A 26,853-nucleotide genomic window follows, 5' to 3' on the forward strand; every position below is an offset into this window, starting at 1 on the left:
ACATTGTTGAAAAGTTTTACGTTTTACAACACCAAATCTAGGCAGATGCCTAGTTTATTGTGCTTGCCTGCGTTTTAATTTCGCCAGTTCAAGCACTGCAAAACGATACTCAACAAAGTTATACACCTGATTCGCTATGGCCAATTTAAACAGGGTTTCTGCTTTTTCCCTTTGACCCAAATTGAGTTGTTGTTTTGCTAGATAAAAGTAGGTTTCGGTCAATACTTCGGCATAAGGCATTTTTTGCTTTTCCGCAAATTCCACCCCTTGCTGTTGTAGCTCAGTGAGCGACAACTGACCTAAATAATATTGCACAATATAACTGCCCCATTGCTTTTGCGAGAGCGCTGGCGCCTGTTGTGCTAACTGCTGTTTAGCCTTTCTAGGATTGGTTTCTAGTTCATTGAGATATAACCACAATGCACGGTAAGCATCACTTTTATCTTGTTGATAAAACTGCGCTAAATCTTTCTGTGCAAGTGGGTAACGCGCTATATAATAAAAACCTAATCCACGATTAAATAGGCTATATTCATCGTTTGGATTTAATTCCAATGCCGCATTAAATGCTTCTAGTGCTTCATCATAATCTTCATTGATAAGCTGATAGACGCCCAAATAATTATAAAGTGCGGCGTTTTTTGGCTGAAAAATTAAAGACTGCAAAAAGTCATAACGCGCTAGTCCCCAAAGCCCAAGGGCGTCATACAACACACCTCGTTCAAAATGCAAGGCAGCACGTTCTTTTTTATCAATTCCGCCAATTTGCAATACTTGGCTAATACGAGCAACCATGATTTCTTGCTCAATATGGCTATTCGGTGTCTGTTCCGCAATAATCAACTTATTGTTTGACATAAATGGTTGCGAATTGACACAGCCTACAAGTAATAAGGCAACACACCAGATTGAAAACAATCTGAAAGAGTTTATACGCCAATTACATTGCATCATTGTTTAGCCTTAGGTGTTAGCTCAAGTATGCCTGACTGGCAATGCCAGCCCATTTCCCGTTAAGGAAAATTGCTCCCTAACAAGTAGGGAGCGGTATTTTTATTCTTGCTCGCTCACTGCAACCACAACCTCTTCTGTTGGGGCAGACTCTTGTTTTGGAGCAATATCTTTCATTGTTAAACGGATACGGCCTTGGCGATCAATTTCAACCACTTTCACGCTAACTTCCTGACCTACGCTTAAGTAATCACTGACTTTTTCTACACGTTCATCAGCGATTTGTGAAATGTGAACCAAGCCTTCTTTATTGCCAACTAAGGAAACGAACGCACCAAAATCGGCAAGGCGAGTTACTTTACCTTGATAGATTGCACCCGCTTCAACTTCCGCGGTGATGTCTTCAATACGCGCCATCACTTCTTTCACCGCATTGTTATCTACCGCTGCGATTTTCACTGTACCGTCATCATCAATATCAATGGACGTGCCAGTTTCTTCCGTTAAGGCACGAATTACTGCACCACCTTTACCGATCACATCTTTGATTTTCTTCGGATCGATTTTCATTGTGTGAATACGCGGTGCGAAGTCAGAAATTTCCGCACGTGGTGCAGGAATCGCTTGTTCCATCACACCAAGAATGTGCATTCTCGCGCCTTTTGCTTGGTTAAGGGCAATTTGCATAATTTCAGGGGTAATCCCTTCAATTTTGATGTCCATTTGTAGTGCAGTAACCCCTTCTCGTGTTCCCGCTACTTTGAAGTCCATATCACCTAAGTGATCTTCATCACCTAAAATGTCAGAAAGCACAACAAATTTTTCATCTTCTTTTACTAAGCCCATTGCGATACCCGCAACAGCGGCTTTAATTGGTACACCTGCGTCCATTAAGGCTAATGATGCGCCACATACCGATGCCATTGATGATGAACCGTTAGATTCTGTGATTTCAGACACCACACGCACCACATAAGGGAATTCGCTCAAGCTTGGCATTACCGCAGCCACACCGCGTTTTGCTAAGCGACCGTGGCCGATTTCGCGGCGTTTTGGCGAGCCAATCATACCCGTTTCACCCACTGAATATGGCGGGAAGTTGTAGTGGAATAGGAAGTGATCAGTTTTTTCACCGGTTAATTCGTCAATGATTTGTGCATCACGTTCTGTCCCTAAGGTTGCCACCGCTAAGGCCTGTGTTTCACCACGTGTGAAAATTGCAGAACCGTGTGTGCGCGGTAACACGCCTGTGCAAATGTCTAATGCACGCACGGTATCTACGGTACGGCCGTCAATACGCGGCTCACCGTTTAGAATGCGTGAACGCACGATTTCACTTTCAAGTGCGGTAAGAATATCGACAATTTTTCCTTCGCTAAGGGTTTCATCTTCAGTGGTTAATTGGCCTACTACGTCTGCTTTAATCGCATCAATTTGTTCATAACGAGCTTGTTTTTCAGTGATACGATAAGCATCGCCTAAACGGCTTTCCGCAAGGGCTTTAACTTTATCAATTAATGCCGTATCTGGTGCTGGTGGCTGCCAATCCCAACGTGGTTTTCCTGCTTCTTGGGCAAATTCTTTAATGGCTTCAATCACCACTTGTTGTTGCTGATGACCAAATACCACCGCGGCCAACATTTGTTCTTCGGTTAAAATGTCCGCTTCAGATTCCACCATTAATACGGCTTTATCTGTCCCTGCTACCACTAAGTCTAAACGGCTTTGTTTTTGTTCGTTAGTGGTTGGATTTAATACGAATTGACCATCAATAAAACCAACGCGTGCTGCGCCGATCGGGCCATTAAATGGCACGCCTGAAAGGGTAAGTGCGGCTGAAGCACCGATCATCGCCACTAAATCTGGGCTAATTTGTGGGTTTACCGAAACCACAGTTGCCACGATTTGAATTTCGTTGAAAAAGCCTTCAGGGAATAATGGACGGATTGGGCGGTCGATTAAACGCGCCACTAAGGTTTCCCCTTCAGAAGGGCGGCCTTCACGTTTAAAGAACCCACCAGGGATACGTCCTGCTGCGTAAGTACGCTCTTGGTAGTTTACGGTTAATGGGAAGAAATCTTGCCCTTCTTTAACGTCTTTTTTCGCTACCACTGTTACGAACACGCTAGTGTCGTCCATACTCGCCATCACTGCCGCAGTGGCTTGACGGGCGATTGCACCGGTTTCTAAGGTTACCGTGTGCTGACCATATTTAAATTGTTTAACAATTGGATTCACAATATTTTCCTTTAAATAAAATGGAATAATTTGCGGAACATTCCGCACTCAATGCTTTAGGCGAAATAACAGGCTAACTGTTTGATTTCACGTTGTTTTCCCAATTGCGACTAGCAAAAATTCTCTCAAAAAGCACCGCACTTTGTCGGGTTGCGTAAGAGTATTTTTGATAGCCGCACGCCAACGGGAAAAGAAAAGCCCCGCTATTATACAGGGCTTTTGTGTTTATTGATACCGCTAAATGCGTTGATTTTAGGTTTATTCACCTTACCTAATTATTCTGCTTTTTCAGTTGGTAAAAAGCCAGATTTCACGTCTTTCATATTTGGCAAGTGGTGAGCGATCCCTTTATGGCAATCAATACAGGTTTTGCCATCTTTAATTGCCATTGTGTGCATTTTTTCTGCTACGCCTTTTTGCAAGGTGAAATCCATTGCATCAAAATTATGGCAGTTACGGCATTCTTGTGAATTATTGGCTTTCATTCTTGCCCATTCACGCTCAGCCATTTCTAAACGTGCTGCTTCAAATTTTTCTTTGGTATCCACTTTACCTGTAATATGCGCATAAACTTCTGTTGCTGCTTTAATTTTACGCACCCACTTAGGAATAAATTCGTGTGGCAAATGGCAATCCGCACAAATGGCTTTCACCCCAGTACGGTTCACATAATGCACAGATTGACGATATTCAGGCACCACATCGTTCATATGGCAGCTAGAACAAAACTCTTCCGTATTGGTGTGTTCCAGCGCAGTGTTAAAGCCGCCCCAGAAAATAATCCCAGCAATGAAAGAAAGGGTGATTAGCACGCCGACAGCAATACGACTTGGTGAACGAAACCAATACCAAAACTTTTTGATTAATTTCAACATTTTTATTCTCCGTAACCTTTCATCGGTTTGAATTCATTTGGCACGATTGGCTCAACGTCAGATTGTGAAACGTGGCACTGTAAGCAGAAATAACGGCGTGGTGAGGTTTCACCGCCTACGATATTGCCATTACGATCCATAAAGTGCGTTGGGCTAATGCGTGTTGCGCCAGTAATGCGAGAAGCTTCCACACTGTGGCAGTTTAAGCATTGATTCACATTTTTCGTGACTTGATAATTTTTCACGCTATGTGGAATCGTTGGTGGCTGATTCACATAGTTAAGTGGTGGTAGCTCACTTTGTTTTGGTACATTGTGAAAAGCTGGTTTCACATCTTCGGCTGCCCCTTGCAGATAGTTGTCGATTTTGTCTTCCGCAGCCATTACGCTGGTGGCAAAAAGTGCGGTTAAAATTAATAAGGTTTTTTTAATCATTTTATTCCCCCGAATGATTAAATCTAGTGGTAAAAGTAAATACATTTTCAGCACAAACATCAATGCAACGTCCGCAACTGATACAATCTTTAGAAAGCACGAGCAGGCTTTCGTCTTTTTTGCCATGCAGTGGGCTGCGTAACACTTGCGGTTCAGGGCAAATGTTGTAGCAATCCATACAATTATCACAGCGTGCGCGATCAATCACTTTAATGCGCGCAATACTTTTTGCGCCAATTAAGCCATAGGTCGCGCCGATAGGGCATAAATGCCCGCACCAGCCGTGCTCTGCAATCAATAAATCAAATAAAAATATAGCTAAAATTAACCAAGTGGTTGCACCGAAGCCATAAATTAAGGCGCGTCCAAATGCGCTCACAGGATTGATCCATTCCCACAACATAATGCCACTTAACGCACTGCCGATGAGAATCATCAATAAAATGCCGTAGCGTAAGCCGCGTGGAATTTTGGCATTTTGACGAATACCTAATTTACGTCTTAACCAAGCCGCACAGTCGGTAACCAGATTTAACGGACACACCCAACCGCAAAACACTTTGCTTCCCAATAAGGCATAAAGGGCGATCACAATGCCAGCACCCAGTAAGGTGGTGAAGTTAGGCAAATAACCCGTTACAAGACTTTCTGCCGTGATGAGTGGATCGCTCATTGGAATTAAATCTAAAAATAAGCTACCGCTATAATTACCACGCAGAATCCATACACCGAGCCAAGGGCCGCTCAGAAACATTGCGAGAATGCTTAACTGAGTTAAACGACGCCAAAATAAAAAGCGATTAGCGCGCCACAAGCCCAGTTTTTCTCTTGCTTCTCTACCTGCATATTTCGGTGAATTTGCCATTAAAAGCCCTCCGGTTTGCGTACGGGTAAAGAAATAATGTCGTCAGGCGCAAGGGAATGCCCTGCCTTTTCTTTTTCTTCCCAACCAAGGCGATAATGTTTACCCAACATTCCTTTCGCCAAGGATAGCGGTAATACTTTAATCGCTGCTTCTTCCAGTACGCAGGCTTCTTCACATTTTCCGCAACCTGTACAGGCGTCGGAATGTACCGTTGGAATAAACACCGCGTGCTTGCCCGTACGATCATTACGTTGCATTTCTAGGGTGATGGCTTTGTCGATAAGTGGACAAACGCGATAACACACATCACAACGTAAACCTTGCCAGTTTAGGCAAGTCTCGTGATCTAACAGCACCGATAAGCCCATTCGGGAATCGTTAATATTATCCTGTGTGGAATCTAACGCTCCGCTCGGACAAGCTTTTGCACAAGGAATATCTTCACACATTTCGCAAGGTTTATCCCGTGCGATGAAATAAGGTGTGCCAGCTTCCATTGGCGAAAGCAAGGAAGCAAGGTGCAACATTTCATAAGGGCAGGCTTGCACACATTGTCCGCAACGAATACAGGCGGCGGCAAATTTTTTCTCATCTTCAATGGCAAAGGGCGGGCGTAATGCCACGCCTTGACGAGCAAGGCTTTGCTCTTGTTGAAGACCGAGTAAAATGCCAAGGCCTGCTAATCCGCCCGCGGTGCGAGCTGCGTCCTTAAAAAATTTACGGCGTTCCGGTGTTTGGGTTAATTTTTTCATTTTATTTTTCACCGCACTTTGCTTAGTTTAGAAAGAAAGTGCGGTGTTTTTTTGCTAAGTTTTTTAGGCTTTTTCCACTTTAACGGCACATTTTTTGAAGTCCGTTTCTTTTGAAATTGGGTCAGTGGCATCTAAGGTTAATTTATTTACCAACTGGCCAGCATCAAAGAAGGTGGTGAAAACTAAACCTTCAGGACATTTATTACGTCCACGAGTATCTACATAGGAAATAATTTCCCCACGGCGTGATGAAACTTTGATCTTATCACCGTGGCGTAAACCACGTTTTTTCGCATCGTTCGGGTGCATCCAAACCACATTGTTCGGGAATGAACGGTGTAATTCAGGCACGCGGCGAGTCATTGTTCCTGTATGCCAGTGTTCTAACACACGACCAGTGGATAACCATAAATCGTATTCTTCATCAGGCACTTCTGCAGGTGGCTCATAAGGCACGGCTAAAATCACCGCACGTTTATCTGGCTGACCATAGAAAGACACTTCTTCGCCTGATTTCACATAAGGATCGTAACCTTCACGATAACGCCATAGGGTTTCTTTGCCCTCTACCACTGGCCAACGTAAACCGCGCGCTTTGTGGTAAAGATCGTATTCGGCTAAATCGTGGCCGTGGCCGCGACCAAATGACGCATATTCTTCAAACAAGCCTTTTTGAATGTAGAAGCCGAAATCGTAAGCTTCATCGTTAAGGCGGTCATTGAGTTCAGCGTTAGAATATTTATCTACATTACCGTTGCGGTATAACACTTCATATAAGGTTTTGCCTTTAAATTCTGGGTTGGCATCTAAAAGCTCTGCTGGCCATACTTCATCAGTGGTGAAGTATTTAGAAAATTCCACTAATTGCCATAAGTCAGATTTCGCTTCGCCCGGTGCTTTCACTTGCTGACGCCATACTTGTGTGCGGCGCTCTGCGTTACCGTAAGCCCCTTCTTTTTCCACCCACATTGCGGTTGGTAACATTAAGTCCGCCGCTAAGGCTGATACTGTTGGGTATGGATCGGAAACCACAATGAAGTTTTCAGGATTACGCCAGCCTGGGAAGGTTTCTTCGTTGATGTTTGGGCCACCTTGCATATTGTTCGTACACATTTGCCATAACACACGCATTTTGCCATCTTTTAACGCACGGCTTTGTGCCACGGCGTGATAGCCTAATTTATCGGTGATCGTGCCAGCTGGGATTTTCCACGTTTTTTCTGCAATCGCACGATGTTCTGGCTTGGTAACCACCATATCAGCAGGTAAACGGTGGATAAATGTTCCCACTTCACGCGCTGTACCACAAGCAGATGGCTGACCAGTTAAGGAGAACGGGCCACAACCTGGGATAGAAATTTTACCGGTTAATAAGTGAATGTTGTAAATCAAGTGGTTTGCCCACACACCGCGGGTATGTTGGTTAAAGCCCATTGTCCAGAAAGATACCACTTTGCGTTTTGGATCGGCATAAAGCTGCGCCAAACTTTCTAATTGATCTTTTGGCACACCAGACATTTCGTGAGCTTTTTCAAGGGTATATTCAGACACAAGCGCTTTGAGTTCTTCAAAGTTACTGTCGTACATTTTACCGCTATTGGCATTTTTCGCTGCTTTTTGACGCGGATCGCTATCACGCAAGCCATAACCAATGTCGGTTTCGCCACGTTTGAATTTGGTATGTTTATTCACGAAATCCCAGTTAATGGCATCATTTTGAATGAGATAGTTGATGATGTAGTTGAGAATCACCAAGTCAGCTTGCGGTGTGAACACCATACCGTTATCTGCTAGCTCAAAGCTGCGGTGTTCAAAGGTAGAAAGCACGGCCACTTTTACATCAGGGTTAGATAAACGGCGATCAGAAATACGCGACCATAAAATTGGGTGCATTTCCGCCATATTTGAACCCCATAAAACAAAGGCTTCGGCGTGTTCAATGTCATCATAACAGCCCATCGGTTCGTCAATACCAAAGGTACGCAAGAACGCAACCGCGGCAGAGGCCATACAATGGCGCGCATTTGGATCGATATTGTTAGAACGGAAACCTGCTTTCCAAAGTTTCGCTTTGGCGTAACCTTCAAAAATGGTGCTTTGTCCCGAAGTGAACATTCCCACGCCATTTGGGCCACGTTCTTTCATTGCGTTTAAGAATTTCTCTTTCATTGTTTTGAACGCAGTATCCCAAGTAACTGGGGTAAATTCACCATTTTTGTCGTACTTGCCGTCTTTCATACGCAACATTGGTTGGGTTAAACGGTCTTTTCCGTACATAATTTTTGGCAAGAAGTAACCTTTAATACAGTTCAAACCACGGTTTACTTCTGCATCTGGATCCCCTTGTGATGCCACAACGCGTCCGTTTTGTGTTCCCACTAATACGCCACAACCTGTACCACAGAAACGGCAAACACCTTTGTCCCATTTGATACTGTTATCCTGTGCGGCTTCCACGTTTTTCACTGGAATGCTTAATCCAGCGACAGCTGCTGCAGCGGCGGCTGCATTGGCTTTCATAAAGTCTCGGCGACTTAAATTCATCTCATTTCCCCCACGAGTATGATTAATTATTCATCATTGCCATCATCTTGTTGATGATAGACCAAAGATACGGTAATCACGCCATCAATATTGCGCGCTTGCTCCATTTGTTCGAGCAAAATATGTTGATCGTGAGATTGCATCACCACCACCAACTTGCCTTTTTCTACATCTTCGGCAGGCACTTCAGCATAAGGCAGCGCTAAAAGTGCGGTCTTAATTTTTTCAATTTTTTGCGGATTACATTGAACAATCACGCCACAAACGTGCCATTCTTCCGCTTTATCCATTGGGATAATTTCTTGTTCTGACATAGTTATTCCTGTGGATAATCAAGTTTAATCGCAGAAACAGGGCAGGCACTAATGCACGCACCGCAACCATTACAATCCGCCAAGTTCAGGCTTGGTTGCGCCACCTTACCAAGCTGCGGCACAAAACGAATCGCACGCATTTCACAACTGTCTTGGCAGGCACGACATTCCACCTGTTTTTGCGTTAAGCATTCATTGGTAATATCAACTTTATGCCGCCAAGCCACTTCGCTGACTGGGCGAAAAACAGGCTGCTGACACACGTCCACGCATTTTTGACAAAAGGTACATTCACCTTTATCAAACTGCACTTCAGGAAATCCGCCTTGCCCTTGCACTAAAATCTGCGTTTCGCAGGCTTTGACACAATCGCCACAAGCGGTGCAGTGTTGAATAAACCGCGCTTCACTCACCGCCCAGGGTGGACGCACGCCCTGAAAGCCCTGTACTTTTACCGTTTCGCTTTGTAATGAATGCAGAAACTCTCCACGCAAAAAACGGCGTCTAGGTAATGCGGTTTCTGACATTTTCACGATCCAAAATGGTTTTTTACTAGGTTCGCTATTGTCTAAAGGTAAAGCAAGGTTTTTAATAACCTGAATTGAGTATTTAGGCAGAAAATCACGCTTTTGTTGCGTTAGATCAAAATTATCACCGCGCATTAATTTTATTCATTAGATACAAAATAAAGTGCGGGGAAATTTTTGTGAAAATTTCCTGTTCGAGAGCTAAAACAGCAATGGGATTTTTTGCTAGAATAGCCCTTAATTCTGATTGCCTTTGCCAAGCGTGAACATTGTGAAAAATAAAAAACATTCGGTGGCGACAAAAATCGCCAATTATTTATTGCTCATTATCATCTTCGCTGCATTTATCAGCTTGCTCAGTTTGATTGTGATGCAAAGTAACAAATCTGATGCGGAATTAATCAACGTATCGGGTTCCTTGCGAATGCAAAGTTATCGCATTTTATATGAAATTGAACACGAACCGCAGTTGGTGGCAGAAAATTTACAACAATACCGTGCAACCTTATATTCCAGCACCTTAGCGGATATTAACCAGCAATTTTTCGTGCCTTCTGATGTAAAACAGGCTTATAAAAACTTGGTTGCACGTTGGGAAACAATGGAAGTTTATGCCAAGCAATTAGACTACCAAGCCTATCAAAAAGAAGTGAAAAATTATGTTGAGCAAGTCGATCAATTTGTCTATAACTTGCAAGAGTTTGCAGAGAAAAAGCACGATTTTGCAGTGTTATTCATTCTTTTCACAATGTTATCGATCGTTGCTATGGTGTCTTATGTGGTGTGGTTTACCAAAAAGCAAATGGTTCGCCCACTGGAAAAATTAGCCTTAGCAAGTACACAGGTACAAATTGGGCAGTTTAATCATATTCCCCTCGATGTGAATAACGATGACGAAATCGGGCGACTTTCTTCCGTGTTTACCCAAATGGCCAGTGATTTGCAAAAGCTGTATACTGGGCTGGAAGAAAAAGTGAATGAGAAAACACAAAAACTCAGCCAAGCCAACCGCTCTTTATCAATGCTTTATCAATGTTCTCAATTAGTTACCACCAATAATATTGATCCTACGGTGCTAAAGCAGGTGCTAAACCAAATTAAAGTGAATGAGCATTTACGCTATATTGAATTGAGCGTTTATGGCGCGGAACATTGGCATATTTATTTAGGCGAAAATGATGCCAACTTCTCTTTACAAAAAACCGATCTTTGCGTGGAAGGGGATAAACTTGGCACGCTATATTGGCAAGCTGGCTTGCCTTGCCCTGATTTGCGCACAATGCACAACGTGTCGCAAATGTTGAGCCGTTCGCTTTATTTCCACCATACGCAACGCCAGCAACAACAGCTCCTATTAATGGAAGAGCGGTCAATTATTGCGCGAGAATTACACGATTCTTTAGCGCAAGTGCTGGCCTATCTGCAAATTCAGCTCACGTTGTTGAAACATAATTTGAATAAAGAGGGCGAGCAAAATAAGGAAAAAAGCCTAACGATTATTAAAGATTTTGAACAAGCCTTGAATGACGGCTATGTTCAACTGCGCGAACTGCTCGCCACTTTCCGTTTAACGGTGCAAGAAGCCAATTTACAACTCGCTCTTGAACAAGTGATCGATTCTTTACGCAATCAAACAGAAATGAAAATGCGCGTGGAATGCAGTTTGCCGTCCCACACTTTCAATGCGCAACAGCTAGTACACGCCTTACAAATTGTGCGTGAAGCGGCGTTAAACGCGATTAAACATTCCCAAGGCACGGAAATTGAAGTGATTGCACATACCAATGATGACGGTGAATATGAGCTGTTAGTGCGCGATAATGGCGTAGGCATTCCAAGCCTTGATGAGCCTGCGGGGCATTACGGTTTGAATATAATGAATGAACGTAGCGCCCAACTCAATGCTATACTACGCATCAATAATCGCCCTGAAGGTGGCACAGAAGTGAAAATCACGCTGCCGAATAAATTATAGAGATTAAGGAACACAATGGAAAATCTTCAACCATTTCATACATTTGGAACTAATACACAAGCAAAAATGGTGAAAAAAATCACCGCACTTGAACAGATTCTGCCCCTTTGGCAGCAAGCTCAGCAACAGCAGCTTCCCGTGCTTTTTCTCGGACAAGGCAGTAATGTATTGTTTGTGGAAGATTTTGACGGGATCGTGTTGGTAAATGCGCTCAAAGGTATCGAACATCGGCAAGATGACAACTTTCATTATCTTCACGTTCAAGGCGGCGAAAATTGGCACGAGCTAGTGCAATGGAGCTTAAAACAAGGCATTTATGGCTTGGAAAACCTAGCCTTAATCCCTGGCTGTGTGGGATCGGCGCCAATCCAAAATATCGGTGCTTATGGCGTAGAATTTAAAGATGTATGCGATTATGTGGACGTGCTGAATCTGAATACTGGGGAGATTTTTCGTTTAAGCAAAGCAGAATGTCAATTTGGCTACCGTGAAAGCCTGTTTAAACATCAATATAAAGACGGTTATATGATTGTCGCTGTGGGATTAAAACTCGCCAAAGATTGGCAGCCTGTGCTAAGTTATGGCACGCTTTCGCGCTTTGATCCCGCCACGATAACAGCGGAGGAAATTTTCGCTGAAGTTTGTGCCGTGCGCAGCGCAAAATTGCCAAATCCACAAGAATTGGGCAACGCGGGAAGCTTTTTTAAAAATCCTGTGATTTCCACCGCACTTTTTGAACAATTAAAAAGTCAATATCCAGAAATGCCTAGCTATCCGCAGACAGACGGCACCGTGAAACTCGCCGCAGGTTGGTTGATTGATCAATGTGGTCTAAAAGGCCATCAACTTGGTGGTGCGGCGGTGCATCAAAACCAAGCCTTAGTGCTAGTGAATAAAGCAAACGCAAGCGGTAAAGATGTAGCAAATCTTGCCCATCATATTCGCCAAAAGGTAGCAGAAAAATTTGCTGTGTATTTGCAGCCAGAAGTGCGTTTTATCGGTGCGCAAGGCGAAATTGACAGCGAACAATTTATTTCATCACAACATTAATCATTATTCTCATTTAAAGAAAAGGAAGCAAAATGGATTTCAAAACAATTTTAGAAACCTTACCAACTATCGATCACCTTGCAGGCTTAAGCGTATTTGACGGTGAAACGCAAATTCATCACATTCCTGCCATTGCAGGTAAACTTGGCTCATTGCGCGTGTACAACGCCCTCGCACAAGAATTTAACGGAAAATTAGACCGCACTTGCGCAGAAAAAGGCTTGCAACTTTTTGCCGAACATACGCAAGATGCCAAACAATTCCCCGGCAAGCACCCGAATATTGATCTGTTACTTGCGGTGATTGAGCAGGGCAAGGACTATCGCCTAGTGCCAGAAGAAAAATAAGCGTTAAGCCTTGTAAAATAAGGGCTGAGCGAGATTTTTTGAAGATTTATTTTATTTAATAAAAAATTTATCAAAAGTAACGAACTTTCTTAAAAGTCCATAGTCTAAACTTACAAGAAAAGGATAGATTAATCGTTATAATCGATTGACCTTATTATAGATTATGTTATAAATAGCCCTAAAGTTGGGCGTAAAATAAGAAGGAATATGATGAACAAAGATACACAAACCCTAATGTTAGTTCCTCAAGGCAGCTTAGAAGGCTATATCCGTGCTGCGAACGAATATCCTATGCTAAGCGCAGAGGAAGAAAAGGAATTAGCGGAACGTTTGTATTATAAAGAAGATCTTGAGGCAGCAAAAAAATTGATTTTGTCTCATCTTCGCTTTGTGATCCACGTTGCGCGTGGCTATTCTGGTTATGGATTGCCACAAGCAGATTTAATTCAAGAAGGTAATATCGGCTTAATGAAAGCCGTAAAACGTTTTAATCCAGAAGTGGGCGTTCGCCTTGTATCTTTTGCAGTGCATTGGATCAAAGCGGAAATCCACGAATATGTATTACGCAACTGGCGTATCGTGAAAGTGGCAACCACGAAAGCACAACGTAAATTGTTCTTTAACCTACGCAAAACCAAACAGCGCTTAGGTTGGTTCAATGATAATGAAGTGAATATGGTCGCCGAAGAGCTTGGTGTATCTAAACAAGATGTCATTGAAATGGAAAGCCGTATGACTGGAGCAGATGTTGGCTTTGATCTTTCTAATGAAGATGATGACGAAAGCTTTGCACCAGCGCTTTATCTTGAAGATAAAAGCTCAAACTTTGCCGCAGAACTTGAAAATGAAAATTATGAAACCCAAGCAGCAGATCAAGTTGCTACCGCGCTTGAAGGCTTAGACGAACGTAGCCAAGATATTATCAAAGCACGTTGGTTAGATGAAAACAAAGCCACCTTGCAAGATTTAGCAGCGAAATACAATATTTCCGCTGAGCGTGTTCGCCAACTTGAAACTAACGCATTGAAAAAACTTAAAAGTGCGGTAACTTTCTAATAAAAAATAGGGCTAGATAACAAGCCCTATTTTTTTGTCTGTACGCTTCTCACCATTTTTATTCCCTTGCTTTTCACTGCTATAATATTTCCTTTGCCACAAACAACAGCACAAATTAGCAACCTATGACAAAATCAAATTACATCACCCGAGATGGCTGGAATACACTTGATCAAGAGCTAAAGTTTTTATGGAAAGAAGAGCGTCCAAAAGTAACTCAAGCAGTGTCTGATGCGGCAGCATTGGGGGATCGAAGTGAAAATGCAGAATATATTTATGGTAAACGCCGCCTACGCGAAATTGATCGCCGCGTTCGTTTCTTAACCAAACGTTTAGAAGTGCTGCAAATTGTTGATTACCACCCAAGACAGGAGGGCAAAGTCTTTTTTGGCGCTTGGGTTGCCTTAGAAAACGAACAGGGCGAAGAACATCAATACCGCATTGTGGGCTGTGATGAATTCGATCCAGCCAAAAATTGGATTTCCATCGATAGCCCCGTAGCTCGCGCCTTAATTGGCAAAGAAGTTGATGATGAAGTAAAAGTAAACACCCCTGCAGGCTGGGTAACTTTATATATTAATCAGATTTTGTATGAGAAAAAGTAAGTGTGAAACAAACAACAGCCAATGATTTATGCCATTGGCTTTTTTGTTTAGATGATTTTGGCTTTTATATTCTAAATGGAAAACTCTTACTTTTTATTGAGATTTACCAAATTAGGGCTGCTCTTTTACAGATTATTGAATATTACATACTTCTTTTAACGCAAGATAAATTTCATTTTGATCATTTTCAAGCAAATCAACTATCGCCGGATTACTCAATAGTTTTTTAATGTAACCTTTTGCTACTACTAACCCCATTTTTAAATCAGCTAGTTTTTCCTCTGATATTTTATAGTTCTCTTTAAGTCGTTCCAGTTCCCTTTGCATAATAGAGAGTTCTGCTAAGTCATCATTTGTGGTTTTAGACTTATGATTTTCCACTAACTCTTCCTTTCGGGAACTGAGCAACATCATATTTGCATACGTCAATGTAAATTTATTACTTGCGATCATCATTTCTGCAACTTCTATCTGACGTTTTGGTTTCATCTTACGTAATACTCTAAATATCTCCCGACTAACCTGTTTATTAGCAAGCATATCTACGACTTCTTTCGTAATTCCATTGAGCATATTCATTTTTTGTCGTAACACTTTTAAATCAACATTTAATGTTTTTGCGATTAATTCATCTGATACACCTCGCTCAATAGTCTTTAAAAGCATTTTATTTTCTTGAACCGCTGTCAATCGATTTATTTGCTTATTGTATGTAAACCCCTCATCATCGGTTGATAACATACAAAGAACCTTATCTATACCTAACATTTTTAGAGCCTGTAATCTAGAATGCCCATCGAGTAAAATATACTGGCTATTTTCTGGATAAACAACGAGCGGTTCCACAATACCAATTTCACGAATTGAAGAAAGAATGCTATGAAATTTTACGCTTTTTTCAAAGTTCTTATCCATTTTCTTCGTAGGAAGAATTTGCTCCGTAAAAAGCCAAATTAATTTGTTATGAAATGCATAAGTAATATTTTTAGGCATATATATTCACCTCTTTTTGTTGCAGCATTCTTTTGCTTAAATCTTTGGGCATATCATCTAAATTCTCTGACTTTAAAACAAGTAAGAAGTATTTATCTGAAAACAATTTATTTAAACAAGAAAGAATAATAGATAATTGTTTATCATCATAATCTGCTTGCTTAATCATTAACTTTTGTCGTTCAGTTTCCTCTTTATAAATTTTAACGACGGTCTTAGGATTATAAATAGATGATTTAGCACTACCCGAAATACTTGCATTTGCTTTTTTTCCTACGATATTTCTTCGGTGAATCATATTGCGTATTTTTGTAATGTCTGTGCTTTTTAGTGTACCATTTGCATAAAGTTCTGTAAGTTGAGCCTGAACATTTTGATCATCTGAACGTGAAATAGAAATAGCAATGGATAGCGGCAAGAAGCCTTGTTCTACTGCATTTATTAGCCGCTCTTCCCCTGCGTTAATTAAATGAAGAATACCATTAATATGGCTTTGTGATAGACCTATTTTTCGAGCAATATCTAAAGGCTTATAACCTCTGTCGTAAAGTATTTTGATACCTGATAGCAGTTCCATATTTGAATATTTTCGTCTGGCGATATTCTCTACAAGGCTAATCAAATAACTTTCTTCACTATTTACCTGTATTACTCTACAAGGGATAAATAATTCTCCTAGAACTTTACATGCTTCAAGACGACCTTGACCACAAAGTAAATCATAATATTCTGAATTATCTGTAGATAGTGTTACAGTAATCGGCCTTTTTAGTCCAATTGCTGCAATATTTTCTACTAAATCAGCAAAGACTTTTTGGTTTCGAGTTCTAGGATTTAAAACACGAATTTTGTCTATAGGTAAAATCTGAATAGTGTCGTTTAGCATATATAAACTCCTTTACTAAAATTCGTTCAGCCATAATAAAAAAACGATCTAAATTATTATGACGATATATTTCAAACTCTGCGGGATTACTTTCTGAAAGCTTTAATTTTTCATGAGCCTGCCCCATCATAGGGAGTAAATAATAATCCAAGATCTCTGTTGCATTTTCGTTTAAACGAACTGCTATCGTAATATCTGGATTTAAACTCGAATCAAACCGAATAAACCATTTTTTGGCACCTGATAAACTGCGACTGAGACGACATCGGCTGAGAACAATAGATACGGTAAATTCATCGTTGATACGGACCAAATCTGTTTTTTCATCTATGCATACTGAACCACCAAGCTTAATAATAGTATCCAATGTTTTTTGCACAAAAGCCTTATACTGCTTACGCAGCAATCGATTAATTTCCACATAGTGATAATCTCTTCCTGGCTTGTAATTTATCAAGGTATAAGTATTCAGCAGACTACCAAATCGGCTACTATAAGCACTACTAGATGGGCAATTTTCAGCTTCATCGATGATAATACCAGACAGTTTACCCTTCTCTTTTAACAGTATTTTTAATCGTTCGAGCATTTCATCGTCTGATAATCTTGCTGAACGTTGATATATAATTGACTGCGCAGCATTAAATAATGCCTGAGGAACAATAGCCTCAAATGCTGAATCAACCCTAACCCATTCTTCAATAGGATTTTTTCCTTTATAATCGCGCGTTTTTGATGCACTACGTTTATTCCAAACATTATGCCCAACATACTTTTCATTAATTAGAATTTGATGAACCACACCTTTTGTCCAAGCTGTACCTCTATCTGTAACGATACCTTGAGAATTTAATTTATCTGCAATTTGTTGCTCCGTTTTATGGCCATAAACAAAATCATTATAAATTTGAAGAACTATTTCCTGCTCTTCTTTAGGCCCCGCAACCAAAATGATGCGATCTGTTTGTAAACTTTTTCTCTCCCCTAATTTTAAACTAAATTTTGCATTTCCTTGGGCATCAATTAATCTTCTACGTAATCCAAATCCAGCTGCACCACCTTGACGAAATCCTCGTTGAACCAAATTTTTCTGCCCATTAAAAACTTTTACGCCAAGTTCACGGCAATAATCACCAGCAGAAACGCGCTTAACCAACTTAAAAATCTGGGAACTAATATCATTTCCCTTAAACTGTTCCGCACAGTAATGAACTCGTATTCCTTGATAAGTGCAAATCTGCTCATAATGCGCAGATTCGTCAATATTCATAAAACGTCCCCAGCGGCTAATGTCATATACTAAAATATGATTAAAATCCGCATTACCACTCTGAACAAGCTTTATCATAGAAAGAAACTGTGGCCGATTTTCTGCCGAGAGTCCGCTTTTCCCTTCGTCAATATATTCATGGACAATTTCTAGCTTATTCTCTTTAGCATAATTTTCGATAAAACAGCGTTGCAGATCGGGGGAAAACTCCTGATGCTCAGTAGACATTCGAATATAAGAAACCGCCCGATTTTTAAGTTGATTCTTTGTTCGTATAAGCATTTTAATTACTCCTAATCGATCCCGATAATAAATAATCTAGGAGGAAAAATGTTACACTCAAAAGGCAAAATATTGCACAAAATCACAATCAACGAGATAGTGCTAGCTCAAAAGCTCAGTATTGCATTACGCCAAGAAATGCACGCACAGCATTGGACTGGAAAAATGGTGGCTACGGCATTAGAGGTCAGTGAAAGAACTGTAAGAGATTGGCTCTCTGGAAACAGATTGCCTAATGGACGAGACTTAGTCGCATTGATGACAATATCCCCTCACATACGACAAGTTATATGGGAAGAATCTCAATCAGAAAAATATTATCTAGACACACAAATGATCAGAATCATCTTATGGTATCTATTGATAAACTATCTAACGTAAATTCACCAAACTTAGGAATTACGAAAACTATACATGCCCTATTTGTTAAGTGAAAGTACAACAAAAAGCAAATAGGGTTACTTTCTTTCTCGCTTTCATTTTCTAATCTGAGTGTCTGTTAGTTACTATGTTTTTCTTACCATAGTATCAACCTTTAAAAAATTGTACCAAGAAAAAACAACCACCTTGCCACATAGCGGCATAATGTAACCATATAAAAATAAATGATTTTTCTGATAATTGTACCAAGATTTTTATCACCTAAATCATTACCTTTGGGAGTAACGTAGCGAAATTTTAAAATCTTGGTACAATTCTTGGTACAATTATATTGCGTTATAGAGATTTACGAAGACGCAATCAGACGCATACAATATCGCCAAAGGCTAGATTTTACAAGGATTTTTGAAGCAGTAGGATTTATGTAGAAACGTGTAGAACAGTGGATTGGCGGAAGACAATGGGAGTCGAACCCACCCAAGATTGCTGGCAACCTTAACAGGATTTGAAGTCCTGCCGTTTCACCGGAAACGCCTATCTTCCGAAAGTGCCTTCACTTTAAAGGAAATCGGTTGATTATTCAAGGTGTTGCTAGGGAAATTTAGTCAATACAGCACACTTGATAAGTTAGAGCTGAATTTTCAACAAAAAAACAGTATGATTAAGGCTAATTTTCCTAGAATGGCATAAATGAAAATAGGACAGCACAATGAATAGCCTATTCCAACAACTTCCTTCCATTGATAAATTGCTAAAACAGCCTGAAATTGCGTCTTTGATCGCAGAATTTGGGCGTAGTGCGGTGGTGAAAATTTGCCGCAGTTTGCTTGAAAATGTACGTGCAGAAATAAAAAATACGCAAAAAATACCGCGCTTTTTTCACGATAATTCCACGCTGATCGCAGAAATTCAACAACAATTACAATCCCAGCAGCAAGTGAAAATTCAGCCTGTGCATAACTTAACAGGCACAGTGCTGCATACTAATTTAGGACGCGCATTATGGGCGAATGCCGCACAGCAAGCGGCGCTATTGGCGATGCAAGAGAATGTGGCATTGGAATATGATTTGGCGGAAGGCAAGCGTAGCCATCGAGATAATTATATTAGCGAATTACTATGTGAACTCACGGGGGCGGAAGCCGCTTGCGTGGTGAACAACAATGCGGCGGCGGTGTTACTGATGTTAGCCACCTTTGCGGCAGGCAAAGAAGTAGTGATTTCGCGTGGTGAACTCATTGAGATTGGCGGCTCGTTCCGTATTCCAGATATTATGCAGCAAGCAGGTTGTAAACTAGTGGAAGTGGGAACAACAAATCGCACACATTTGGCGGATTATCGCCGCGCGATCAACGAAAATACCGCCTTTTTAATGAAAGTTCATAGTAGCAATTATCAAATTTGTGGCTTTACACATTCTGTCAGCGAAGCGGAATTAGCACAACTTGGCAAGGAAATGAATGTACCTGTGATGACGGATTTAGGCAGCGGTGCATTAGTCGATCTCAGTCAATATGGCTTGCCAACTGAACCCACTGTACAGGAAAAATGGCAGCAAGGTGTGGATTTAATCTCATTTTCTGGGGATAAATTGCTAGGTGGCCCACAGGCTGGCATTATTATTGGAAAAAAAGATTTTATTGATCAACTGCAATCTCACCCACTGAAACGGGCATTGCGTTGCGATAAAGTGATTTTAGCGGGCTTAGAGGCGACCTTGCGTTTATATCTTCAGCCTGAGAAATTGGCGGAAAAACTTACCAGTTTGCATTTACTCACACAGCCTGTGTCGGCATTACGCCAGCAAGCGGAAATACTCAAAGTGCGGTTGGAAAATCAGTTAAATTTTGCCTATACAATCCGCGTGGAAGAAAGCCAAGCACAGATTGGCAGCGGCGCGCAGCCTTTAGCGAAAATTCCCTCTGTGGCGGTAACTCTTGAAGAAAAAAACTCGCAAAAATTAACCGCACTTATCCAGCGCTTCAAACAACTTCCCCAACCAATTATTGGTCGGGTGGAGCAAAATAAACTTTGGCTCGATTTACGTAGCCTTGCGAATTTTGAGCGCCTACTAAATACCTTGGAGCAACTATGATTATTGTTACCTCAGGCCACGTTGATCACGGCAAAACCGCATTGCTACGGGCTTTAACAGGCACGAATGCCGATCGCCTACCTGAAGAAAAAAAACGTGGAATGACCATTGATTTGGGCTATGCCTATTTGCCGTTACAAGAGAAAACGCTTGGTTTTATTGATGTCCCCGGCCACGAAAAATTTCTTTCTAATATGCTCGCAGGCTTAGGTGGCGTACATTACGCAATGTTGATTGTCGCAGCAGATGAAGGCATTCAGCCACAAACGGCGGAACATTTAGCCATTTTACGTTTATTGCATTTTGAGAAAATCATTGTAGTGCTGACGAAAGCGGATAAAGCCAGCGAATCGCAAATTAATGGAGTAAAACAATCCCTTATTCAGCAATATCCATTCTTGGCAGAAAGCCCATTTTTTATTACTTCCGCCCAAACAGGGCAAGGCATCGCAGAATTACAACATTATTTAGCCAATTTGCCTGAACTAGCGGAGCGCAAAAAACTTTTCCGTTATGCCATTGACCGAATTTTTACCATTAAAGGGGCTGGAACGGTGGTAACGGGTACGGCTTTCAGTGGACAGGTTGCAATCAATGATGAGCTTTATCTTTCCACTGGGCAAAAAGTGAGAGTGAAGAATATCCACAGCCAAGATAGCCAAGCTGAGCTTGGTGAAGCGGGACAGCGCTTGGCGTTAAATATTCAAACCGAGGTTTCACGAGAGGCGATTCAGCGTGGGGATTGGCTTTTTTCTCAACCGCCACTCTCGCCAACGGATCGGATTACTATTGAAGTAGAGGCCGCGCAAAACTTGCAAGAAAGCCAAGCGGTACATATTTATCACGCGGCATCTCGCACCACGGGAAAGCTCACATTATTACAAGCTAAGCAGCTTGCCCCGCAACAAAAAGCCTTGGCAGAGCTAATTTTGCAAGAACCGCTATTTTTAACCTATGGCGATAAATTAATTTTACGCACCGGTGATGCAAAATCCTTATTGGCGGGCGGTAAAGTGGTCGAAATCCATTCACCAAAACGTTATAAACGCACCGAAGTGCGGTTAAATTTTTTACAAAATTTACTCAGCGCACAGCATTCCGCTCAACGCTTGAGCTACTATTTACAGCATCGTCCTATGCAGTTGGCTGAATTAGCTTGGCTGGAACAAATGGAAGAAGCCCAACTCAGCGCCTTGATTGTAGATAATCAGGCGCTGGCTTGGCAAGGTTGGGCGTTTAGCCAAGACTATCAACAAACGCAATCCGATAAACTTATTGAAACCTTGGCAAATTATCATCAACAACAGCCAGACCAGCTAGGATTGAGCAAAGCGCGTTTATATCGCATTGCGGCCATTAATCAGCCTGAAACCTTGATTTATCATTTTATTGAAAAGCTTCTGGAACAAAATAAAATTCAGCAAACGCGCGGCTGGTTACATCTTCCTGAGCATAAAATTCGTTTCAACGCCGAAGAACAAGCCTTATGGCAAAAAGTGTTAGCTCACTTTGAGCAACAACAAGGACAAGCCCTTTGGGTACGCGATCTAGCGAATTTGCTCGATCTTGAAGAAAGTGAAATGCGTAATTTTCTCTACAAAGCAGGCAAACTAGGTTATCTCACCCCCATCGTGCGTGATCGTTTTATGCTCACCGAAACCCTTTATGCTTATGCTCGCTGGATTAAAGCATTTATTCTGCAAAATGAGGAGATTTCAGTTAATCAGCTGCGTGATGAATTGCAATGGGGAAGAAAAATGACGGTGCAATTAATGGAATATTTTGATCGATGCGGATTCTTACGCCGCAAAGGCAATGTGCATTTATTGCGCGATAGGGATTTGTTTGATTTGTAATGGTAATAAAAATTGGCTTTAGCTATTTTATAGCTAAAGCCAATTTGGAACTAAAAAATATAGCGGTAAAAACCGCTATATTTATATATTATTCAGATGCTGAAGCTTCTTCAGCTGCTGGACGATCTACTAACTCAATGTATGCCATTGGTGCATTGTCCCCAGCACGGAAACCACATTTAAGGATACGAGTATATCCTCCAGCACGTTGTGCAAAACGTGGACCTAATTCGTTGAATAATTTCGCAACAGTTTCAATGTTACGTGTACGCGCAAAAGCTAAACGACGATTTGCAACACTGTCTTCTTTTGCTAATGTGATTAACGGCTCAACTACACGACGTAATTCTTTTGCTTTTGGCAATGTTGTCTTGATGATTTCATGACTAACTAATGCACTTGCTAAATTACGGAACAGCGCTTTACGATGGCTGCTATTACGGTTCAGTTGACGACCACTCTTACGATGGCGCATGATCTTATCCTTCTCAGAAAAATCTTAACCCAATGACCACTAATCTTCAGCAATACTTGCTGGTGGCCAATTTTCAAGGCGCATACCAAGTGATAAGCCACGAGAAGCTAGCACATCCTTAATTTCAGTAAGTGATTTCTTACCAAGATTAGGTGTTTTTAATAGCTCAACTTCTGTACGTTGTACTAGATCACCGATATAGTGAATTGTTTCTGCTTTCAAACAGTTAGCAGAACGAACTGTCAGCTCTAAGTCATCAACAGGACGTAAAAGAATCGGATCAAATTCCGGTTTTTCTTCCTTGACTTCAGGCTGACGAACATCTCGCAAATCAACGAATGCATCTAGTTGCTCTGCTAAAATTGTTGCTGCACGGCGAATCGATTCTTCCGGCTCAATAGTGCCATTTGTTTCAAGCTCAATAACTAATTTATCTAAATCAGTACGTTGTTCAACACGAGTCGCTTCTACATTATAAGCAATACGTTGAACAGGGCTATAACAAGCATCAACCAATAAACGACCAATAGGACGCTCTTCATCTTGGTTATGAGCGCGTGAAGAAGCTGGCACATAACCTCGACCACGCTGAACACGAATACGCATATCAATTGATGCGTTTTCGTCTGTTAGGTGGCAAATTACATGCTCAGGATTCACAATCTCAACATCACCATCATGGATAATGTCAGCTGCAACAACAGGGCCAATTCCAGATTTATGTAGTGTCAGAAATACGTTATCTTTATTCTGAACTTTAACCGCTAGGCCTTTTAGGTTAAGAAGCACTTCAAGAATATCTTCCTGAACACCTTCTTTACTACTATACTCATGTAAAACACCATCAATTTCTACTTCAGTTACAGCACAACCTGGCATTGAAGAAAGAAGAATTCGGCGTAATGCATTACCTAGAGTATGGCCAAAACCACGCTCTAACGGCTCTAAGATCACTTTAGCATGAGTTGGGCTAATTTGCTCAATATCAACTAAACGTGGTTTTAAAAATTCTGTAACAGAACCCTGCATTTTATCCTCTCTTTGCTACGAAGCTTTAACTATTATTTAGAATAAAGCTCTACGATCAGATGTTCGTTAATATCTGCTGATAAATCAGAACGTTCAGGAACACGTTTGAACACACCTTCCATTTTTGCAGAATCAACTTCTAACCAAGTTGGTTTTTCTCTTTGCTCTGCTAGTTCTAATGACGCTTTAATACGAGCTTGTTTCTTAGATTTTTCACGAATAGCTACAACATCATTAACTGAAACTTGGAATGATGGAATGTTAACAACACGACCATTCACAACTACTGATTTATGGCTCACTAATTGGCGAGCTTCAGCACGAGTAGCTGCAAATCCCATGCGATAAACAACGTTATCCAATCGACCTTCTAATAATACTAGTAAGTTTTCACCAGTATTACCTTTTAAACGGTTTGCTTCTTTATAGTAGTTACGGAATTGACGTTCTAAAATACCATAGATACGACGAACTTTTTGTTTTTCACGTAATTGACTACCATAGTCTGACAAACGCGGTTTACGAGCACCGTGTTGACCGGGTGCTGTATCAATTTTACATTTTGAATCAATCGCGCGTACTCCTGACTTAAGGAATAAGTCAGTACCTTCACGACGGCTTAGCTTGAGTTTTGGACCCAAATATCTTGCCATTTTCTTTCTCCAACTATCCTAATACGTCTTACACACGACGTTTTTTCGGTGGACGACAACCGTTATGTGGGATTGGGGTAACATCAGTGATGTTCGTGATACGGAAACCCGCTGCATTTAATGCACGGATTGTTGATTCACGACCAGGACCCGGCCCTTTTACCATAACTTCCAAGTTCTTTAAGCCAAATTCTTTGACCATTTCCGCACAACGCTCTGCCGCAACCTGCGCAGCGAACGGAGTTGATTTACGAGAACCACGGAAACCTGAACCACCTGCAGTAGCCCATGCTAGAGCATTACCTTGACGGTCAGTAATAGTAACGATTGTATTATTGAAAGATGCGTGAATGTGAGCAACGCCATCTACAACTTGTTTTTTTACACGTTTACGTGCACGAACTGGTGTTTTTGCCATTTAATTTACCCCGACTTATTTCTTGATCGGCTTACGTGGACCCTTACGGGTACGCGCATTAGTTTTAGTACGTTGACCACGCACCGGTAAGCTACGACGATGACGTAAACCACGATAACAACCTAAGTCTAATAGACGTTTAATGTTAAGTGTTACTTCACGACGTAAGTCACCTTCAACGGTAAATTTACCAACTTCGTCACGCAGTTTATCAATCTGCTCTTCAGACAATTCTCTGATCTTAACGTCTTCAGCAATTCCTGTTGCAGCACAAATAGCTTTTGCTCTAGTTTTGCCGATACCGTAAATTGAAGTTAATGCAATTACAGTATGTTTTTGATCAGGAATGTTAATGCCTGCAATACGGGCCACTATGCACTCCTATTATTTTAACTAAATTGATATACTGATCTTGAAAAGCCCGTTTTCAGGATACTCAAACAGTATATCAAGGACATAAATGAGCTGAGCATTATATATGCCCAGCTGGTTCTTTGCAAGAAAAATTATGAATTAACCTTGACGTTGTTTATGCTTAGGATCGCTGCACAATACACGTACAACACCTTCACGTTTAACAATTTTACAGTTACGACATAATCTCTTTACGGAAGCACGAACTTTCATTGCTTATCCCTTATCTATATGGCATTACTGCCCTAAACCTTTAAGGTTTGCTTTTTTCAGCGCAGATTCATATTTATTTGACATTAAATAACTTTGAATCTGAACGATGAAATCCATAATTACAACTACAACAATCAACAAAGAAGTTCCACCAAAGTCAAAACGAACGTTCCAAGCTGATGTCATAATATAAGGAACTAAACATACAAACGTAATATATAGACCGCCAATTAAAGCTAAGCGAGTCATAATTTTATCAATATAACGTGATGTTTGTTCACCTGGTCTAATCCCTGGAATAAATGCACCAGATTTTTTCAAATTGTCTGCTGTTTCACGTGGATTAAATTGCATCGCAGTATAGAAAAAGCTGAAGAATATAATTGCGATAGCATAAACGATGAGATATAACGGCTGACCTGGATGCAATAGCATTGAAAGATCAGTTAGCCAATCAAAATTTGTTCCTTGTCCAAACCAAGAGGTTAATGTTGCTGGGAACAAAATTACACTTGAAGCAAAAATTGCCGGCATTACGCTTGCCATATTCACTTTCAGTGGAAGATGAGTAGTATGCCCACCTAAAATTTGACGACCTTGTTGACGTTTAGCATACTCAACTTTAATTCTACGTTGTCCTCTTTCAACAAAGACAACAAAGAAAACTACTGCAAAAACAATTACAGCGATTAACAGAAGCGCTAACAAATGTATTTGCCCTTGGCGAGCTTGTTCGATTGTTGCTCCTATCGCTGATGGTAATCCTGCAACAATACCAGCAAAAACAATTAAAGAGATACCATTACCAATACCACGTTCTGTAATTTGCTCACCTAACCACATCAAGAACATTGAACCTGTTACTAAGCTAATTACCGCAGTAAAGTAGAAACCAAAACCTAAGTTTGGCACTAAACCTGGTAGCATATTTGGTAAACCAGTTGAAATACCAATTGCCTGAATAGTAGCAAGTACTAATGTTGAATAACGAGTGTACTTACTAATTTTACGGCGACCTGCTTCACCTTCTTTCTTTAATTCAGCTAATGCTGGATGAACCGTTGTCAGCAATTGAATGATAATAGATGCCGAAATGTACGGCATAATACCTAATGCAAAAACTGACGCACGACTCAAGGCACCACCAGAAAACATATTGAACATATCAATGATGGTACCTTTTTGTTGCTCAAGCAATTGAGCTAAAACAGCTGCATCAATACCAGGAACCGGAATGAAAGAACCGATACGAAAAACAATAAGAGCGCCCAATACAAATAGTAATCGAGATCTTAGCTCTCCTGTTCCACCTTGTGTGGTTCTACTTTGATAACCTGGTTGTTTAGCCATTTATT

Annotated in this window: 27 protein-coding genes and 1 tRNA gene; 8 read left to right on the top strand and 20 right to left on the bottom strand. The window is 41.0% G+C overall.

The annotated features are described in order from the left end of the window. Nucleotides 1–54: 54 nt before the first annotated feature. The 9 genes from nlpI to napF all read right to left on the bottom strand — a co-directional run bounded on the left by nlpI (nt 55) and on the right by napF (nt 9,500). Nucleotides 55–951, bottom strand: a complete 897-nt coding sequence (gene nlpI / locus L5B76_RS04900) for a lipoprotein NlpI (protein ID WP_265755524.1) — start codon at nt 949–951, stop codon at nt 55–57. A gap of 102 nt (nt 952–1,053) precedes the next feature. Continuing rightward, complete coding sequence (gene pnp, locus L5B76_RS04905; RefSeq protein WP_265754483.1) at nt 1,054–3,189, bottom strand: polyribonucleotide nucleotidyltransferase; 2,136 nt, start codon at nt 3,187–3,189, stop codon at nt 1,054–1,056. A 275-nt stretch (nt 3,190–3,464) separates the two neighbouring features. Continuing rightward, nucleotides 3,465–4,064 carry a cytochrome c3 family protein gene (locus L5B76_RS04910; RefSeq protein WP_265754484.1) on the bottom strand — a complete coding sequence of 200 codons (600 nt, stop codon included), beginning with the start codon at nt 4,062–4,064 and terminating at the stop codon, nt 3,465–3,467. A 2-nt stretch (nt 4,065–4,066) separates the two neighbouring features. Then, nucleotides 4,067–4,498, bottom strand: coding sequence for a nitrate reductase cytochrome c-type subunit (locus L5B76_RS04915; protein WP_194751826.1), 432 nt, complete (start codon nt 4,496–4,498; stop codon nt 4,067–4,069). 1 nt (nt 4,499) lies between these two features. Beyond that, complete coding sequence (gene napH / locus L5B76_RS04920; protein ID WP_265754485.1) at nt 4,500–5,363, bottom strand: quinol dehydrogenase ferredoxin subunit NapH; 864 nt, start codon at nt 5,361–5,363, stop codon at nt 4,500–4,502. Next, a complete protein-coding gene (napG, locus tag L5B76_RS04925; protein WP_103853585.1) occupies nt 5,363–6,115 on the bottom strand; it encodes a ferredoxin-type protein NapG in 753 nt (250 codons plus the stop codon). The genes napH and napG overlap by 1 nt, the downstream gene beginning before the upstream one ends. Nucleotides 6,116–6,178: 63 nt before the next feature. Continuing rightward, a complete protein-coding gene (gene napA, locus L5B76_RS04930) occupies nt 6,179–8,659 on the bottom strand; it encodes a nitrate reductase catalytic subunit NapA (protein WP_265754486.1) in 2,481 nt (826 codons plus the stop codon). A 26-nt stretch (nt 8,660–8,685) separates the two neighbouring features. Continuing rightward, nucleotides 8,686–8,973, bottom strand: a complete 288-nt coding sequence (locus L5B76_RS04935; protein WP_103853571.1) for a chaperone NapD — start codon at nt 8,971–8,973, stop codon at nt 8,686–8,688. A gap of 2 nt (nt 8,974–8,975) precedes the next feature. Further along, on the bottom strand, nt 8,976–9,500 hold the full coding sequence (napF, locus tag L5B76_RS04940; RefSeq protein WP_265754487.1) for a ferredoxin-type protein NapF: 525 nt from the start codon (nt 9,498–9,500) through the stop codon (nt 8,976–8,978). Between the two features lie 271 nt (nt 9,501–9,771). On the opposite strand from napF, the gene narQ reads away from it, so the two are divergent. From narQ to greB, 5 genes are all read left to right on the top strand, one after another. Further along, nucleotides 9,772–11,475: a nitrate/nitrite two-component system sensor histidine kinase NarQ gene (gene narQ / locus L5B76_RS04945; protein WP_265754488.1), complete on the top strand. Its 1,704-nt coding sequence runs from the start codon at nt 9,772–9,774 to the stop codon at nt 11,473–11,475. Between the two features lie 15 nt (nt 11,476–11,490). Further along, nucleotides 11,491–12,525 (top strand): UDP-N-acetylmuramate dehydrogenase, encoded by a 1,035-nt coding sequence (gene murB, locus L5B76_RS04950; protein WP_265754489.1) that lies wholly within the window; start codon nt 11,491–11,493, stop codon nt 12,523–12,525. A gap of 32 nt (nt 12,526–12,557) precedes the next feature. Beyond that, nucleotides 12,558–12,872: a DUF2322 family protein gene (locus tag L5B76_RS04955; RefSeq protein ID WP_265754490.1), complete on the top strand. Its 315-nt coding sequence runs from the start codon at nt 12,558–12,560 to the stop codon at nt 12,870–12,872. Nucleotides 12,873–13,082: 210 nt separating this feature from the next. Further along, nucleotides 13,083–13,928, top strand: a complete 846-nt coding sequence (rpoH, locus tag L5B76_RS04960) for an RNA polymerase sigma factor RpoH (protein ID WP_265754491.1) — start codon at nt 13,083–13,085, stop codon at nt 13,926–13,928. Between the two features lie 125 nt (nt 13,929–14,053). Continuing rightward, complete coding sequence (greB, locus tag L5B76_RS04965; protein WP_265754492.1) at nt 14,054–14,533, top strand: transcription elongation factor GreB; 480 nt, start codon at nt 14,054–14,056, stop codon at nt 14,531–14,533. 132 nt (nt 14,534–14,665) lie between these two features. On the opposite strand, the gene L5B76_RS04970 is transcribed toward greB, so the two are convergent. Genes L5B76_RS04970 through L5B76_RS04980 form a run of 3 tightly spaced genes read right to left on the bottom strand, consistent with a single transcriptional unit; the run spans nt 14,666 to nt 17,964 of the window. Then, nucleotides 14,666–15,526, bottom strand: a complete 861-nt coding sequence (locus L5B76_RS04970; protein WP_265754493.1) for a plasmid partitioning protein RepB C-terminal domain-containing protein — start codon at nt 15,524–15,526, stop codon at nt 14,666–14,668. Continuing rightward, on the bottom strand, nt 15,519–16,412 hold the full coding sequence (locus L5B76_RS04975; RefSeq protein ID WP_265754494.1) for a plasmid partitioning protein RepB C-terminal domain-containing protein: 894 nt from the start codon (nt 16,410–16,412) through the stop codon (nt 15,519–15,521). Before L5B76_RS04975 ends, L5B76_RS04970 begins: the two co-directional genes overlap by 8 nt. Further along, on the bottom strand, nt 16,354–17,964 hold the full coding sequence (locus L5B76_RS04980; RefSeq protein ID WP_265754495.1) for a recombinase family protein: 1,611 nt from the start codon (nt 17,962–17,964) through the stop codon (nt 16,354–16,356). The genes L5B76_RS04975 and L5B76_RS04980 overlap by 59 nt, the downstream gene beginning before the upstream one ends. 48 nt (nt 17,965–18,012) lie before the next feature. Here L5B76_RS04980 and L5B76_RS04985 point away from each other — a divergent pair, with 48 nt between their 5' ends. Further along, entirely contained in the window at nt 18,013–18,345 is a 333-nt protein-coding gene (locus L5B76_RS04985) for an XRE family transcriptional regulator (RefSeq protein ID WP_265754496.1), read from the top strand. Nucleotides 18,346–18,793: 448 nt separating this feature from the next. Here the strand turns inward: L5B76_RS04985 and L5B76_RS04990 are convergent. After that, nucleotides 18,794–18,888 (bottom strand) — tRNA-Sec (locus tag L5B76_RS04990). Nucleotides 18,889–19,054: 166 nt separating this feature from the next. Between L5B76_RS04990 and selA the strand changes: the two genes are divergently transcribed. Continuing rightward, on the top strand, nt 19,055–20,440 hold the full coding sequence (gene selA / locus L5B76_RS04995; protein ID WP_265754497.1) for an L-seryl-tRNA(Sec) selenium transferase: 1,386 nt from the start codon (nt 19,055–19,057) through the stop codon (nt 20,438–20,440). Next, nucleotides 20,437–22,296 carry a selenocysteine-specific translation elongation factor gene (gene selB, locus L5B76_RS05000; protein WP_265754498.1) on the top strand — a complete coding sequence of 620 codons (1,860 nt, stop codon included), beginning with the start codon at nt 20,437–20,439 and terminating at the stop codon, nt 22,294–22,296. The genes selA and selB overlap by 4 nt, the downstream gene beginning before the upstream one ends. 88 nt (nt 22,297–22,384) lie before the next feature. Here selB and rplQ read toward each other — a convergent pair whose 3' ends face one another. The 7 genes from rplQ to secY form a co-directional block, all read right to left on the bottom strand. Then, a complete protein-coding gene (rplQ, locus tag L5B76_RS05005; protein WP_115248910.1) occupies nt 22,385–22,771 on the bottom strand; it encodes a 50S ribosomal protein L17 in 387 nt (128 codons plus the stop codon). A 39-nt stretch (nt 22,772–22,810) separates the two neighbouring features. Beyond that, nucleotides 22,811–23,800, bottom strand: a complete 990-nt coding sequence (locus tag L5B76_RS05010) for a DNA-directed RNA polymerase subunit alpha (protein ID WP_115248909.1) — start codon at nt 23,798–23,800, stop codon at nt 22,811–22,813. A 32-nt stretch (nt 23,801–23,832) separates the two neighbouring features. Next, nucleotides 23,833–24,453 carry a 30S ribosomal protein S4 gene (gene rpsD, locus L5B76_RS05015; protein WP_115248908.1) on the bottom strand — a complete coding sequence of 207 codons (621 nt, stop codon included), beginning with the start codon at nt 24,451–24,453 and terminating at the stop codon, nt 23,833–23,835. A 28-nt stretch (nt 24,454–24,481) separates the two neighbouring features. Then, complete coding sequence (rpsK, locus tag L5B76_RS05020; RefSeq protein WP_012072238.1) at nt 24,482–24,871, bottom strand: 30S ribosomal protein S11; 390 nt, start codon at nt 24,869–24,871, stop codon at nt 24,482–24,484. A gap of 15 nt (nt 24,872–24,886) precedes the next feature. Beyond that, on the bottom strand, nt 24,887–25,243 hold the full coding sequence (rpsM, locus tag L5B76_RS05025; protein WP_017805524.1) for a 30S ribosomal protein S13: 357 nt from the start codon (nt 25,241–25,243) through the stop codon (nt 24,887–24,889). A gap of 141 nt (nt 25,244–25,384) precedes the next feature. Beyond that, on the bottom strand, nt 25,385–25,498 hold the full coding sequence (gene rpmJ, locus L5B76_RS05030) for a 50S ribosomal protein L36 (RefSeq protein WP_115248907.1): 114 nt from the start codon (nt 25,496–25,498) through the stop codon (nt 25,385–25,387). 24 nt (nt 25,499–25,522) lie between these two features. Further along, nucleotides 25,523–26,848 (bottom strand): preprotein translocase subunit SecY, encoded by a 1,326-nt coding sequence (gene secY / locus L5B76_RS05035; RefSeq protein ID WP_115248906.1) that lies wholly within the window; start codon nt 26,846–26,848, stop codon nt 25,523–25,525. Nucleotides 26,849–26,853: the final 5 nt, after the last annotated feature.

The organism is Avibacterium sp. 21-594, from assembly GCF_026226815.1.
In the GTDB taxonomy this organism is placed as follows: Bacteria; Pseudomonadota; Gammaproteobacteria; order Enterobacterales; family Pasteurellaceae; genus Avibacterium; species Avibacterium avium.